At 62.1% G+C, this 14,894-nt stretch carries 14 protein-coding genes; 9 read left to right on the top strand and 5 right to left on the bottom strand.

Features of this window, described 5'->3' with window-relative positions:
• The first annotated feature begins 10 nt into the window (after positions 1-10).
• The 8 genes from AOT96_RS05105 to AOT96_RS05070 all read left to right on the top strand — a co-directional run bounded on the left by AOT96_RS05105 (position 11) and on the right by AOT96_RS05070 (position 9,274).
• Positions 11-1,183, top strand: coding sequence for an acyl-CoA dehydrogenase family protein (locus tag AOT96_RS05105; RefSeq protein ID WP_065351388.1), 1,173 nt, complete (start codon positions 11-13; stop codon positions 1,181-1,183).
• Positions 1,184-1,192: 9 nt separating this feature from the next.
• The gene (locus AOT96_RS05100) at positions 1,193-2,326 is read left to right on the top strand and encodes an acyl-CoA dehydrogenase family protein (protein WP_065351387.1); all 1,134 of its coding nucleotides are present in this window, start codon (positions 1,193-1,195) and stop codon (positions 2,324-2,326) included.
• Positions 2,327-2,456: 130 nt separating this feature from the next.
• Positions 2,457-4,385, top strand: coding sequence for a molecular chaperone HtpG (gene htpG, locus AOT96_RS05095; protein WP_063315798.1), 1,929 nt, complete (start codon positions 2,457-2,459; stop codon positions 4,383-4,385).
• Between the two features lie 154 nt (positions 4,386-4,539).
• The gene (locus tag AOT96_RS05090) at positions 4,540-5,079 is read left to right on the top strand and encodes a DinB family protein (RefSeq protein ID WP_030535159.1); all 540 of its coding nucleotides are present in this window, start codon (positions 4,540-4,542) and stop codon (positions 5,077-5,079) included.
• Positions 5,080-5,171: 92 nt separating this feature from the next.
• Complete coding sequence (locus AOT96_RS05085; protein WP_065351386.1) at positions 5,172-6,752, top strand: FAD-binding oxidoreductase; 1,581 nt, start codon at positions 5,172-5,174, stop codon at positions 6,750-6,752.
• A 47-nt stretch (positions 6,753-6,799) separates the two neighbouring features.
• Positions 6,800-7,666: a diacylglycerol kinase gene (locus tag AOT96_RS05080; RefSeq protein WP_047271231.1), complete on the top strand. Its 867-nt coding sequence runs from the start codon at positions 6,800-6,802 to the stop codon at positions 7,664-7,666.
• A 46-nt stretch (positions 7,667-7,712) separates the two neighbouring features.
• Entirely contained in the window at positions 7,713-8,540 is an 828-nt protein-coding gene (locus AOT96_RS05075) for a potassium channel family protein (protein ID WP_047271164.1), read from the top strand.
• A 47-nt stretch (positions 8,541-8,587) separates the two neighbouring features.
• The gene (locus tag AOT96_RS05070; protein ID WP_007731351.1) at positions 8,588-9,274 is read left to right on the top strand and encodes a TetR/AcrR family transcriptional regulator; all 687 of its coding nucleotides are present in this window, start codon (positions 8,588-8,590) and stop codon (positions 9,272-9,274) included.
• Between the two features lie 6 nt (positions 9,275-9,280).
• On the opposite strand, the gene AOT96_RS05065 is transcribed toward AOT96_RS05070, so the two are convergent.
• Positions 9,281-10,465, bottom strand: a complete 1,185-nt coding sequence (locus AOT96_RS05065) for a metallophosphoesterase (RefSeq protein WP_054827071.1) — start codon at positions 10,463-10,465, stop codon at positions 9,281-9,283.
• A gap of 123 nt (positions 10,466-10,588) precedes the next feature.
• Between AOT96_RS05065 and AOT96_RS05060 the strand changes: the two genes are divergently transcribed.
• A complete protein-coding gene (locus tag AOT96_RS05060; RefSeq protein WP_007731353.1) occupies positions 10,589-11,218 on the top strand; it encodes a GyrI-like domain-containing protein in 630 nt (209 codons plus the stop codon).
• Between the two features lie 3 nt (positions 11,219-11,221).
• Here the strand turns inward: AOT96_RS05060 and AOT96_RS05055 are convergent, their stop codons facing one another.
• The 4 genes from AOT96_RS05055 to AOT96_RS05040 all read right to left on the bottom strand — a co-directional run bounded on the left by AOT96_RS05055 (position 11,222) and on the right by AOT96_RS05040 (position 14,790).
• Positions 11,222-11,614, bottom strand: coding sequence for an RNA-binding S4 domain-containing protein (locus AOT96_RS05055; RefSeq protein WP_029256216.1), 393 nt, complete (start codon positions 11,612-11,614; stop codon positions 11,222-11,224).
• A gap of 24 nt (positions 11,615-11,638) precedes the next feature.
• Positions 11,639-12,532 (bottom strand): oxygenase MpaB family protein, encoded by an 894-nt coding sequence (locus tag AOT96_RS05050; protein ID WP_065351385.1) that lies wholly within the window; start codon positions 12,530-12,532, stop codon positions 11,639-11,641.
• A 164-nt stretch (positions 12,533-12,696) separates the two neighbouring features.
• Positions 12,697-13,545 (bottom strand): 3-hydroxybutyryl-CoA dehydrogenase, encoded by an 849-nt coding sequence (locus AOT96_RS05045; protein ID WP_003940434.1) that lies wholly within the window; start codon positions 13,543-13,545, stop codon positions 12,697-12,699.
• An 87-nt stretch (positions 13,546-13,632) separates the two neighbouring features.
• Positions 13,633-14,790 (bottom strand): acyl-CoA dehydrogenase, encoded by a 1,158-nt coding sequence (locus AOT96_RS05040; RefSeq protein ID WP_003939784.1) that lies wholly within the window; start codon positions 14,788-14,790, stop codon positions 13,633-13,635.
• Positions 14,791-14,894: the final 104 nt, after the last annotated feature.

Below are 14,894 nucleotides of genomic sequence, written 5' to 3'. Positions count from 1 at the left end.
CAGACTCCATATGAATCTCGAATTGACCGGTGAGGAAGTTGCGTTCCGCGAGGAGATGCGAAAGTTCTTCACCACTGAATTCTCGCCCGAACTTCGTGCGCGTGCAGCGGGATTCGGAAAGCTGACGCGTGAAGACATCGTTGCGGGCCAGCAGATTCTGAACGCACACGGACTGGCGGTTCCGCACTGGCCGATCGAATGGGGTGGCAAAAACTGGACTCCGGTACAGCGCCACATCTATTCCGAGGAAATGCAGTTGGCGTCGGTACCCAACCCGTTGCCGTTCAACGTGAGCATGGTTGGGCCCGTCATCGCGGCCTTCGGCTCGCAGGAGCAGAAGGAGCAGTTTCTCCCGGCGACGGCTAACGCCGATATCTGGTGGTGCCAAGGTTTTTCGGAACCAGAAGCCGGTTCGGATCTCGCTTCACTCAAGACGGCCGCTGTCCGTGACGGCGCGGATTACATCGTCAACGGTCAGAAGACGTGGACTACTCTCGCTCAGCACGCCGAGTGGATCTTCTGTCTGGTTCGCACAGATGCCAGTGCCCAGAAGCGGCAGGCCGGAATTTCGTTCTTGCTCATCGATCTGGCAACTCCCGGCATCACGGTTCGCCCCATCAAACTGATCGACGGCAGCGTCGAGGTCAACGAGGTGTTCTTCGACAACGTCCGCGTCCCTGCGGAGAATCTTGTCGGCGAAGAGAACAAAGGCTGGGACTACGCCAAGTTCCTGCTCGGCAACGAACGCACGGGCGTCACGCGGGTCGGGTTCTCCAAAACTCTTGTCGCCACGGCAAAAGAGAAGGCGCGGGAAGTTCGCGTTGGAACCGGCACCCTCCTCGATGATCCGTTGTTCGCGGCTCGGTTGGCTGAGCTGGAAAACGATTTGCTTGCGCTGGATCTGACTCAACTGCGAGTTGTGGCGAGTTCGGCAGACGGCAAGCCGAACCCGGCGTCCTCGCTGCTCAAGCTCCGCGGCTCCGAATTGCAGCAGGCAGCAACGGAATTGCTGATGGATGTTGCGGGTCCGGACTCGTTGCCGGTGAACACGGCCGAGATCGACTCGCCGGAGTGGGCGCAGCAAGCGGCGCCGCGCTACCTGAACTACCGGAAGGTTTCCATCTACAGCGGATCAAGTGAGGTGCAGCGCTCCATCATTGCCTCCTCGATTCTCGGATTGTGAGCATCTGACATGAATTTCGAACTCGACGACGAGCAGACAATGCTTCGCGACACGACGCGTGAATTGCTCAACCGCAGCTACGACGCGGAGAAGCGTAACGCCACCTCGGCCACTGACGAGGGATGGAATGCCTCGGTGTGGAAGCAGTTCGCCGAGCTCGGGTTGCTCGGCCTGCCATTCGCGGAGGCCGACGGCGGGATGGGCGCTGGGCCGGTCGAGACCATGGTCGTGATGACCGAACTGGGCCGCGCGCTTGCACCCGAGCCGTACTTGGGTGGTGTTCTGATCCCCGGCGGTTTGATCGCGGCTGTCGGTTCGGCAGATCAGCGGGCGCGGCTCCTGCCGGCGCTCAGCGACGGGACCACTCTGTCGGCCTTCGCGCATACGGAACCCGGCACGCGCTGGCCGGTCGCCACTGTCACGACCAATGCATCGCAGGAGGGATCGGGGTGGACGATCACCGGCGTCAAGAACCCAGTTCTGCAGGGCGACAGCGCGCACGTCGTGATCGTCAGCGCCACACTTCCAGGCGGCGGCCCCGGGCTCTTCCTGGTGGATGCGGAGGGCCCAGGTGTCACACGGAGCACGTACGCCACCCACGACGGCCGTCGCGGTGCGCAGTTCACGTTCACCGATGCCGCGGCCGAACCACTTGGTGAGGGCGGCGATGTCACGGCCGCGATCGTCGAAGCAGAGGTTCGGGCGCAGGCAGCTCTGTGCGCCGAGGCGATCGGGATCATGACCGAAGCTCTGCGACTGACGACGGAATACCTGAAGCAGCGCAAGCAGTTCGGTGTTCCGCTCGCGAAGTTCCAGACGCTGACTCATCGTGCGGCCGACATGTACGTGGCGCTCGAACTGGCGAGCAGCCTGAGTCTGTACGCCACCATGGCCATCGCCGACGGAGTGATCGATCCGACCATCGCGTCGCGAGCGAAGCTGTCTGTCGGTCGCGCCGCGCATCAGATCGGTCAGGAAGCAATTCAGATGCACGGTGGTATCGGTATGACAGCCGAGTATCCGGTCGGGCACTACGTCTCGCGGCTGGTGGCCATCGAACACACTTTGGGCGCATCTGACGATCACCTCAGGGTGCTGGCCGCCGGCGTCTCGAACTATTCGATGGTGAACGTCACCGAGTAGATCGGTGGTGAAGATAACGGGAGGTCACGCGCAGGTCGCGTGGCCTCCCTTGTCTGTGCGGGGGCCGACCCGCAGTATTCGCGGTCAAGTAAAATTCCTGTGATCAGTCCGAGAAGAGAAAGGGATCGAAGTGACCGCGCATACCGAGCAGCTCGAGTTCCAAGCAGAAACACGTCAGCTGCTGGATCTGATGGTTCATTCAATCTATACGAACAAGGACAGCTTCCTTCGTGAGTTGATCTCCAACGCTTCGGACGCGCTGGACAAGCTCCGCCTCGAGTCGTACCAGGACAAAGACCTCAACGTCGACGTCTCCGATCTGCACATCGAGATCGACATCGACAAGGCAGCCCGCACCCTCACGATCCGCGACAACGGCATCGGCATGTCTCGTGACGAGGTCGTCGACCTGATCGGCACGCTCGCCAAGTCCGGCACCGCCGAGGTACGTCGCAAGCTCAAGGAAGCCAAGGATGCAGCGGCATCGGAAGAACTGATCGGTCAGTTCGGCATCGGTTTCTACTCCACGTTCATGGTCGCGGACAAGGTCACGCTGCTGACCCGCCGTGCCGGTGAAGATCACGCGACGCGCTGGGAGTCGACCGGCGAAGGCACGTACACGCTCGAGCATGTGAACGAGGCGCCGCAGGGTAGCTCCGTGACCTTGCACCTGATGCCCGAGGATTCCGAGAACGGCCTGCACGACTACACGTCGGAATGGAAGATCAAGGAACTGGTCAAGAAGTACTCCGACTTCATCGCGTGGCCCATCCGTATGGATGTCGCTCGTACGTCGACGCCGGCCGAGGGCGAGGAGCCCGAGGTCACCATCGAGACCGAGACGATCAACTCGATGAAGGCGCTGTGGACTCGCGCCAAGGACGAGGTGTCCGAGGACGAGTACAAGGAGTTCTACAAGCACGTCAGCCACGCCTGGGACGAGCCTCTCGAGGTCATCCCGATGAAGGCCGAAGGTACTTTCGAATACCAAGCGCTGCTGTTCATTCCGTCGACGGCGCCGTTCGATCTGTTCATGCGTGAGCGCAAGGCCGGGATCCACCTCTATGTCAAGCGCGTCTTCATCATGGACGACTGCGAAGAGTTGGTGCCCGATTACCTGCGCTTCGTCAAGGGCGTGGTCGACGCACAAGACCTCTCGCTCAACGTCTCTCGTGAAATTCTGCAGCAGGACCGGCAGATCGCTGCCATCCGTCGTCGTCTGACCAAGAAGGTCCTCTCGACCATCAAGGACATGAAGGCGAACGAGCCGGAGAAGTACTCGACTTTCTGGACCGAGTTCGGACGCGCGCTCAAGGAAGGCCTGATGGCCGATGCCGACAACCGCAAGACGCTGCTCGACATCTCGTCCTTCGCCTCGACCAACAGTGAAGAGGGCGTGACCACTCTCGCCGAGTACGTGGAGCGCATGAAGGACGGTCAGGAACAGATCTACTTCATGACCGGCGAATCTCGTCACCTCATCGAAAGCTCGCCGCACATGGAGGCTTTCAAGGCCAAGGGCCTCGAGGTTCTGGTACTTACCGATCCCGTGGACGAGATGTGGGTCGACGCAGTCTCGGACTTCGACGGCAAGACCTTCCAGTCGATCGCCAAGGGCGAGGTCGACCTCGACACCGAGGACGAGAAGAAGGCGGCCGAGGCCGAGCGCGAAGAGAAGGAAAAGGAATTCGGCGCGCTACTGACGTGGCTGACCGAAACCCTGTCCGAAGACATCAAGGAAACGCGTCTCTCGACGCGACTGACCACGTCGGCTGCCTGCATCGTCGGCGACGCGTTCAGCATGTCTCCGACGCTCGAGAAGATGTACAAGGCTTCGGGTCAGCCTGTTCCACACAGCAAGCGCATTCTCGAGCTCAACCCGGAGCATCCGCTTGTCTCGGGTCTGCGGGAGGCGCAGGCCGCCAATGACAATGCAGAGAACCTGACGGAGACGGCTCAGTTGCTCTACGGCATGGCGTTGCTTGCCGAGGGCGGTGAACTGAGCGATCCGGCGCACTTCACGCGCCTGCTGGCCGATCGTTTGGCTCGCACAGTCTGATCTCGTCTAGCTCGCTCGAACTCCCGGCACTCACCTTCATCGGTGGGTGCCGGGAGTTTTTTCTTGATCGTTTTCTAATGAGGACCGTTTCTGTCCGCAATAACTTCTAACGTAGTTCTCACAGGGCACGAACCCACGAGCGAAGGAAAACATCATGAACGCACCGATCACCACCGTCACCGGCGAGCGCGCGGATCTCCTCCAGAGCCTGCGTCGGCATCGTGAATTCCTTCTCTTCACCGTCAAGGACCTCACCGACGAGCAGGCCGCTTCGAGGCCGACCGTGAGTGAACTGTGCCTCGGCGGATTGATCAAGCATGTGGGTCAGGCGGAAAAGGGATGGGTCGACTTCATTCTGGAAGGGCCGGCCGGACTTGGTGGGGACTTCGACCCGACCCAGTGGTCGGAAGAGATGCAACAGGAACGGGCGAACGAATTCGCCATGGTCGAGGGTGAAACCTTGGCAGGCATCGTTTCCGAGTACGAGGGGATCGCGGCCAGGACCGACGAGTTGGTGGCCTCGCTGGACAGCCTCGACATCTCGCATCCACTGCCGTCGGCGCCGTGGTTCGAAGCGGGAGCTCGCTGGTCAGCGCGGCGCGCATTGCTGCACATCATCGCCGAGACGGCCCAGCATGCGGGCCACGCGGACATGCTTCGCGAAGCCATCGACGGTTCCAAGACGATGGGTTGATGGATGGATTGATCCACCGGGATGTTTACACATCACATAAATATGTAACACTAGTGTCTATGAGCACCGAAAAGTCTGCCTTGCAACCGCCGATGCAGTGGGACGCCTGGGGCGATCCGGCCAAGAAGCGTGAACTGTCGGACGCAGTCACATCATTGTTGACCGGATTTCTCGGTGTCTCCGCACCGACTCGATCGCGTCTCGCCATCGAAGACGTCCAGGTGGCTCCGTCCGCTATGGCCCAGTCGCATGTCGAAGCGCTGGCTGGGCTGGTCGGGGCCGAGTACGTCAGTACCAAGGATTCCGATCGAATCCTTCGGGCCGGTGGCAAGAGCACCCCGGATCTGCTTCGCCGTCGTAGCGTCGAGCCGCAGGACGCACCGGACGCAGTCGTCACCCCAGGGACAGACGCAGAGGTCGAGCAGATTCTCCGATACTGCTCTGCCAACCGGATCGCAGTGGTCCCATTCGGCGGCGGCACCAGCGTCGTCGGCGGGCTCGATCCCATTCGTGACGGGTTCGACGCAGTTCTTTCTCTCGATCTGCGCAGGTTCGATCAGCTTGTCGGGTTGGACGAGGAATCGGGCATTGCGACGTTCGGCGGCGGAACTACCGGCCCACGGGCCGAGGAGCTTCTGCGTGAGCACGGTTTCTCGGTCGGGCACTTCCCGCAGAGCTTCCTGTTCGCCACTCTGGGCGGGTTTGCCGCCACCCGGTCTTCGGGGCAGGCGTCGGCTGGATACGGGCGCTTCGAGGACATGGTTCAGGGCCTCACCGTTGTCACCCCGAGTGGAGTGATCGAGACCGGGCGTGCGCCGGCATCCGCTGCAGGCCCCGATCTGGGTGAGCTTTTTGTCGGCTCCGAGGGCACCTTCGGCGTCATCACGCACGTGCGTGTGCGGGTTCACCGTCTGCCCGAGACCACCGTGCGCGAAGGGTGGAGCTTCCCCGACTTCGCCACCGGCGCAGCTGCATTGCGTGAGCTTGTCCAGGAAGGATCGGCTCCGACCGTGCTGCGGTTGTCCGACGAGGCCGAGAGTGGCGTGAATTTGGCGACCACCGACAAGATCGGCGAGAACGCCTTCACCGGTGGTTGCCTCGGCATCACTACCTACGAGGGCACCGCTTCGCACACCGCTGAACGGATGGCGGAGGCCCGAGCAATTCTCACCGCTCACGGCGGCACATCGCTCGGCGAGGAGCCCGGAAATAGCTGGGAACACGGGCGATTCGATGCACCGTATCTGCGTGACGCTCTCCTCGATGTCGGTGCGCTGTGTGAAACCCTCGAGACGGCAACCACCTGGGGTAACCTCGCGAACCTGCGCTCCTCGGTCACCGAGGCGCTGACCAAGGCTCTCGTCGAGCAGGGGACTCAGCCGCTCGTGATGTGCCACATTTCGCACACCTACAAGACCGGTGCTTCGCTGTACTTCACCGTGGTCAGCGCGCAGACCGAGGATCCGATCGCTCAGTGGCACAAGGCGAAAACTGCCGCTGGCGATGCGATCATCGCCGCCGGTGGCACGATCACCCATCACCACGCTGTCGGCGCCGATCACCGCCCATGGATGAAGGACGAGATCGGTGAACTGGGCGCGAACATCCTTCGCGCAGTGAAGAATGCAGTGGACCCTGCCGGCATCCTCAATCCTGGAAAGCTGATTCCGTGACCGAAACCCGCAGTCAGATCGAGAAGGTTACCGTCCTGATCAATCCGATGGCGGGACATGGTCACGCGCCTGCGGCAGGACGCAAAGGTGTTGCGCGACTGCGCGCTCGGGGAGTTGCCGTCACCGAGATCATCGGAACCGACGCCGACGACGCCAAGAAATTGGCCCGTCGTGCGATCGAGGAGGGTACCGACGCGCTGGTGGTGGTCGGCGGTGACGGTGCCATCAGCATCGGATTGCAGGCTGCCGCGTTGACCGATACTCCTATCGGGCTCATCCCGGCGGGCACCGGTAACGATCACGCCCGTGAGTTCGGCATTCCCACAGGCGATCCCGAGGCAGCCGCCGATGTGATCGCCGACGGCGTCGTGCAGCAGTCCGACCTGGCGAAGATCACGCTGGCCGACGGTTCCGTCGTCTGGTCGGGAACGATCATCGCGAGCGGATTCGATTCGCTGGTCAGTGAACGGGCCAATCGGATGTCGTGGCCCAAGGGACCGATGCGCTACAACTTGGCGATGCTCGCCGAGTTGGCGAAGATGAAGCCGCTGCCGTACCGGATCGAACTCGACGACGAGGTCATCACGGTGGACGCGACGCTCGTGGCTGTCGGCAACGGCCGCTCGTACGGTGGCGGCATGCTCATCACTCCGGGCGCGTCGAAGTCTGATGGGTTGCTGGATCTGACCGTCGTCGGGCACGGTTCGAGGTTGCGTCTGGTGCGCCTGTTTCCGCGGGTGTACAAGGGAACTCACGTCTCCTTGGATGCGGTGCAGACGTATCGGTCGAAGAAGGTGCGGTTGGTCTCCGAGGGCATCATCGCCTACGCGGACGGTGATCGGGTGGGGCCGTTGCCCATCACGATCGAGGCAGTTCCCACGGCGCTCAACATCTTGACGCACACTCGGATCTGAGTCGGTTCTGCCGGGCACTAGGTAGCGGTGGTGTCAGACTTCTCGGATGAACGAATCGACGAAGTCGGCGCACCGCCGCGCTGCGTGGACGTTGGAGAAATGGCAGCTAGCCATCGACATCCCGTTGACCGCTGCGGCCTGCCTGTTCTTGGTGGCGTACGCGTACCAAGTGCTGGCGCAACCGACGGGCCTTCCACATCGTCTGACCGAATGGACGATGTGGGCTGCGTGGGTCGTTTTTGCCGTCGACTACGCAGTTCGCCTGTGGTTGGCACCTGCCCGCGGTCGCTGGTTCGTCAGGCATCTCTTGGACTTGGCGATGGTGGTGTTGCCCATGCTGCGTCCGCTGCGCCTACTTCGGTTGGTCACACTGCTTGCGATAGTTCACCGCTCGAGCGGGCAAAGCTTGCGTGGACGGGTGGTTATTTACGCCACTGGTGCCACGGCCTTGCTGATCGGTGTCGCGGCGCTGGCCATGCTCGATGCCGAGCGTCACGCGCAGGGCGCTGCCATCACGTCGTACGGAACGGCATTGTGGTGGGCGATGGAGACGGTCACGACCGTCGGTTACGGAGACATGGCGCCCGTTACCACGACCGGGCGCATGATCGCCGGAGCATTGATGATCGGCGGAATTGCGTTGCTGGGCATCGTGACTGCCACACTCGCTTCCTGGTTGGTCGAGCGCGTGGCGGAACAGGACGAGGCATCCCAGGCCGCGACGCGTAAGCAGGTGGCGGACCTGTCCGAGGAAGTCCGAGCCTTGGCCACCCGCACGCACCGAGTCGATCTCGCGTCCGTCGATACCGATTCGCTGCGTCGCGAACTGGCGTCGAGGGGAGTCGTGGCGCAGCATGCACCTTCGGACAATTGACCCGCAGTACAGCAAACAATAGAACGATGGTCTGATAATCTTGCGTGATGGTGGCGACCCACGGATTTCAGCGCGCGCGCAGGCCTGAGCAGATCGAAGCGCGTCGGTGCGCGATTCTCGATGCGGCCCGCGCGATGCTCGGGTCCAGGCCCGTCGCCGACATCAGCCTGCGTGAGCTCAGTGAGAGCGTCGGACTGGCGAAGTCGAACGTGCTTCGCTACTTCGACAGTCGCGAAGCCATCTTTCTCGAAGTGCTCGACGAGAACTGGGTTGCGTGGTTGGACGGGTTGTCCGAGTCGTTGACCCCGACCGGTGACGACTCGCCGTTCGCCACTGAAATCCATGTGGCATCGACGGTTGCGGAATCGCTTGTCGCACAGCGTTTACTGTGTGAGTTGATGAGCGTCATGGCAGGTGTCCTCGAAAGAAACATCTCCGTCGACTTCGCCCGTGACTTCAAGAAGCGGGCAACGGTCAACTCGGGAAGGTTTGCGTCGCTGATTCATTCGCAATTGCCTCACCTCTCGGAGGGCGACGCGGCTCAATTCGCCAAGGTAACCCTGGTGATTGTTGCAGGCTTGTGGCCGACTGCCGAGCCTGCCGAATCCATGGTCGTCGTACTGAACGAGATGCAGGCGCCCCCTGCTGCCGACATGTTCGCAACCGGCCTACGTGAAGGTCTGATCAATCAGCTCGTCGGGCTGTCGGCGCGAGCGGCAACCCGAACGAGCTGAGCCCGTTCAGGCGCTGTGCAGCGTCAGGACGGTGATCTCGCTCGGTGCGAACACGCGGAATGGTGGACCCCAGAACCCGGTTCCGCGGCTTGTGTACAACTGCGTGCGGTCGCCGTGACGGGTGAGCCCGTGCACCGACGGTTGATCGAGTTTGACCAGAAGGTTGAACGGCCAGATCTGTCCGCCGTGGGTATGACCGGCGAGCTGCAGATCCACTCCCGCGGAAGCGGACTGAGTTACCTGCTTCGGTTGATGGGCGAGCATCAGGATCGGCAAATCGGGGTCGGTGCCGGCAAGGGCCATATCGAAGTTCGCGCCGTGACCGTCGAGCTTCGATCCCAGAGCGGTGGCGTCGTCGACTCCGGCGATGACCAGGTTGTCGCCGCCCTTGGTGACGACGAGGTGCCGGTTGTGCAGGGCATCCCAGCCGATCGAGGTCATGTAGTCGAGCCACTCCTGAGCCTCGTGGAAGTACTCGTGATTCCCGGTGACGTAGACACGAGCGAGTCTGGCTTCCACCGACGCGAGTGGGGTGGCTTGGCCGAGGCGCTGCTCCACTGTTCCGTCGGCAATGTCACCGACGTGGGCCACGATGTCGGCGTCGAGATCGTTGACTGCCGCGATCACGCGCTCGGACCACTTCTCGCGATTGATCGGCCCGAAGTGAGTGTCGGTGATCGCGACTACCCGAAGTTTGTCCATCCCCGCACCAAGGCGGGGGATGGTGACGTCGACCTGCTTGATCCGTGGCAGTCTCATGGCTTCCCGATAGCCCCAGATCAGCAGAACGGCCGAGGTGATCAGTGCCGCAACGGCGACGATCCTCGATCGAAGCGGGTCATCCACGCCGCCGACGAGCAGTCCGAGCCTCAGGACTTCACCGAGCAGGGTCCACACGAACACGACCCAGATGATTCCGAGGAGGGCGTCGCCGACCAGGCGAACTGGATCGCGGTCAGTGTGTCCGTGGCTGAGCATCATGGTGGCAGGCAGGGTGATCAGGAGGGCGGCAAATAGAACGGTGCCGAAAACTGCCACCGCTGTCGGCCAGTCCGGCCGGACGAACAAGCTCCACCACGGGTACACGAACAACAGAGCCAAGATCGACGCGACAATCGCGGATATGGCAACGATCCGCAACGGTCTGCGGCGCGGAACTCGAGCGACGTCGGTCGCCTGGGGTGTAGTCACCCCGTCCAGAGTAAAGGTCCACTGGTCTATTAACAAGGGGACGGTGGTCCGCTATCGGAATGTCGGTGTTCTCGGATAGGTTTCCGAACGTTGAAACTCGGCCAGTGATCAGGTGGGTGGCGCATGGAGAAGTACGACGTCAAGAAGGCATACAAGGATCTCTATTCCCCCGGGCGCCGCGATTTTGCCCTCGTGACCGTCCCGCGCTTCGGCTACTTCGCCGTCGACGGTCACGGTGATCCCAACACTGCCACCGAGTACTCCGAGGCGCTCGAAGCGCTGTATTCGGTGTCCTACGCGACCAAATTCGCGAGCAAGAAGGAACTGGATCGCGACTTCGTCGTGGGCCCGCTGGAAGGGTTGTGGCGGGCAGATGACCCCGAGGTGTTCGTGACGCGGGACAAGTCGTCGTGGGATTGGACGATGATGATCTCGCAACCGGAGTGGATCACGGAGACCGAACTGTCTGCGTCGATTGACGCAGTCCGGGCCAAGGCAGTGCGGGCCAAGAAGGAGATTGCCGCTCTCGACAAGGTCAGGTTTCTCGAGTTGGAGGAAGGTCTGTCCGTCCAGATTCTTCACGTCGGCTCGTACGACGACGAAGCTCCTACCCTGGACCGGCTGCACAACACGTTCATCCCGTCGAACGGCCTGAGCTTCAACGGCGATCATCACGAGATCTATCTCAGCGACGCTCGCCGTACACCGCCCGAGAAACTGAAGACGGTTCTGCGTCAGCCTGTTTCGAGGTAGCAATCAGGGCTCGAGGCCGCGCAACTTCTCGAGGTCGCGTCGCTCGCGTTTGGTCGGTCTGCCGGCGCCACGATCACGTCGCGGAATGGACGCGATCAGTTCGGGCGGTGGTGGGGGCGGCGAATTGTCCTGCAGGCAATCGGCGGCCAGCACCGCGCTGACTCGTTTCGTGATCGGCTTGACCACGACGACAATGCGTTCGATGCCGGATACACGCACCCGCACCTCGTCGCCGGCTTTCACCTGCTGAGCCGCCTTTGCCGACGTTCCATTGACCCGAACGTGTCCCGATCGGCAGGCCGTCGCCGCCTGCGAGCGTGTCTTGAACAGCCGAACCGCCCACGTCCAGCTGTCCACGCGGACACTGATCGCGTCGGAGGGGAGTTGGGCTGGCACGCACTCCAGCCTACCGACGAGTGCTCACAGACCCTGCGCGCGGATGCCCGAGTAGGCGCGCGGCGCATACCGCAGTCGTAGCGGCAGCAGATGCCAGAACCGATCTGTCAATGTCAGGAAGCGGGCGAACCAGAAGTACATCCGTTCGTCGCGCGGCGTCCATTCCCATTCAAGGGTCTTGCGTGCCTTCTCCGGCATCAGTGCCTTGCCGATCCAGTTCGCCACGGCCATCGTGGGGCGAGAGCTAAGACGCCACAGCCACGTCGGAACCTTCGGAGCCGGTGCGATGTCGTGCTCGGCGATGCGCGTCGACCATTTTGTGGTGTGGGTGTTGATCAGGTGGTTGTCGAGCATGTCTTCCCAATACGTGCGGAAGCTGACGTAGTCGTCGAAAGCCGGTCGATCGGTGAGTCCGTAACAGCGCCACCAAGTTACGGCCTCACGGACAAGTTGGTCCTTCTGCTCCGCCGTGAACTTCTTGTACGCGAATCGCTCGTTGAAATCGAGTATCACCTCGAAGAACGTGACGTGTGTCCACCAGAAAGTGTCAGGAGCGAGGGCGTGGTAGCGCCCGCCGGTTTCGTCGATTCCTTTGAGATCGGTGTGGAAGTTGCGAACGAGCGTGCCTGTGCCCTCTTCGGTCCGGTCGTACACGACGCCGTAGATGGGCGGCAGTGAGCGGAACAGGCGGTCGAGCGGGTTGTCGAAAAAATTCGAATGGTCCTGCAGCGCTCCACTTACCGCGGGATGCATGTTCTGCAGCGTGCCTGCGCGTCCGAGATACAGCAGACCGCGAACGTCGCCGAAGTGTGTCCACGTCAGGGAACCGGGGCCGATCGGATCTGCTCGCAGGGCCCGGGGCGCTGGCAGTTCCCGGGGCTTCGGCCGACGAGTACCTGTGTCCGCATCGCTGCTCATCTGGTTGACCCTCCGCCTGCGTTCATGTGACAACGGTTGTTGTCAAATGATGACTTTTGCTGCGCCGCGCGAATTTGTCAATGGATTCGGCTAGATCTGCCCGAAAACAACTCCGGCCCCTCACCTGCAACAGGTGAGGGGCCGGAAGAGTGAAGCGGTCAGACTCAGGCGTATTCGTAGAAGCCGCGACCGGTCTTCTTGCCGAGGCGACCGGCGTCGACCATGCGGCGAAGCAGCGCCGGCGGAGCGTAGTGCGGTTCTGCGAATTCCGCGTACAGGGACTCTGCCGCTGCGAGGGCAATGTCGAGACCGACGGTGTCGAGCAGCGTCAGCGGGCCCATCGGGTAGCCGCAGCCGCCCTTCATGGCCTCGTCGATGTCTTCTGCTGTGGCGTAGCCGGATTCGAGCATCCGGACAGCCTGGCACAGGTACGGGATGAGCAGAGCGTTGACGATGAAGCCCGAACGGTCGCCCGCGCGAACCGTCTTCTTGCGCAAGGTGTTCTTGGCGTAGTCGGTGACGGCGAGAACGGTCTCTTCGGACGTCGTCAGGCTGACCACGATCTCCACGAGCGGCATGACCGGCACGGGGTTGAAGAAGTGAACGCCGACAACCTGGCCGGGGCGCGAGGTGGCCTTGGCGATCTTGATGACGGGGATCGACGAGGTGTTGGTCGCCAGAATGCCTGCAGGCTTGACGATCTTGTCGAGCTTGCCGAAGATCTCGTACTTGAGAGCTTCGATCTCGGGAGCAGCTTCGATCACCAGATCGCGATCGGCGAACTCTTCCATGTCCAAGGTGACGCGGACGCGTGCGATCGCGGCGTCGGCTTCTTCCTGGGTGATCTTGCCCTTGGCGACGCCGCGGTTGATCGACTTGGCGATCCGTTCGCGAGCAGCGGCGGCAAATTCTTCTTTGGTTTCGAGCACCAGTACCGAGCTACCGGCTTTTGCACAAACTTCGGCAATGCCGGCACCCATGGTGCCGCCGCCGATTACGCCTACGAGTTCCACGATTCTCCTCAAAAATTAGGGGCAAGCCCCTGTGCGCCGTTCCGGTAGTCAGAACTACCAGAAAGGCGCACAGGGGCGCGAAGTGCCTTACTTCAACAGCGCACGCGACATCACGACGCGCTGAATCTGGTTGGTGCCTTCGTAGATCTGCGTGATCTTGGCGTCGCGCATCATGCGCTCGACCGGGAAGTCGGTGGTGTAGCCGGCGCCACCGAACAGCTGCACGGCGTCGGTGGTGACCTCCATGGCAACGTCCGAAGCGAAGCACTTCGCCGCAGCGGAGATGAAGCCGAGGTTCTTCTCGCCACGCTCGGCGCGTGCTGCGGAGGTGTAAACCATCAGACGTGCGGCTTCGACCTTCATCGCCATGTCCGCGAGCATGAACTGAACAGCCTGGAAGTCGCTGATGGACTTGCCGAACTGCTTGCGATCCTTGGTGTACGCCAGCGCCGCGTCGAGTGCGCCCTGGGCCAGGCCGACAGCCTGAGCACCGATGGTGGGACGCGTGTGGTCGAGGGTCTCGAGTGCCGTCTTGAAGCCGGTGCCCGGTTCGCCGATGATGCGGTCGCCGGGGATGCGGCAGTTCTCGAAGTACAGCTCAGCGGTGGGGGAGCCCTTGATGCCGAGCTTCTTTTCCTTCGGTCCGACGACAAAGCCCTCGTCGTCCTTGTGGACCATGAAAGAGGAGATGCCGTTTGCGCCCTTGTCGGGATCGGTGACAGCCATGACGGTGTACCAGGTGGACTTGCCGCCGTTGGTGATCCAGCACTTGGAGCCGTTGAGGATCCAGTCGTCGCCGTCAGCCTTTGCGCGGGTACGCATCGAAGCGGCGTCGGATCCGGCTTCACGCTCGGACAGTGCGTACGACGCCATTCCGCCGTTCACGAGGTCCGGGAGCACCTTGGACTTGAGCTCTTCGGAACCCTTGAGGATCAGGCCCATGGTGCCGAGCTTGTTCACAGCGGGGATCAGCGAGGAGGATCCACAGACGCGGGCGACTTCCTCGATGACGATGCAGGTGGCGACGGAATCGGCGCCCTGGCCGTCGTAAGCCTCGGGAACGTGGATGGCGTTGAAGCCGGACGCGTTGAGAGCGGTGAGCGCTTCCTCGGGGAAACGTGCGTTCTCGTCGACGTCCTTGGCGTACGGCGCGATTTCCTTCTCGGAGAGTCCGCGGATAGCAGCCCGCAGTTCGTCGTGCTCTTCGTTCAGTGCGAAGAGATTGAAATCCGGGTTTCCTGCCATGGGAACGCTCCTTGGTGAAGGTGGCTTGAAGGCGGTCGGTGCGGCTCCGGCGTTACCAGCGAGATTCGCGGACAGACCGGTGCCCATGACCCCAGTCAAACACG

This window comes from Rhodococcus sp. 008 (assembly GCF_001682295.1).
Taxonomy (GTDB): Bacteria; Actinomycetota; Actinomycetes; order Mycobacteriales; family Mycobacteriaceae; genus Rhodococcus_F; species Rhodococcus_F qingshengii.
The sequence above is the reverse complement of the archived record's forward strand: the minus strand, read 5'-3'. Positions and strand labels throughout refer to the sequence as shown.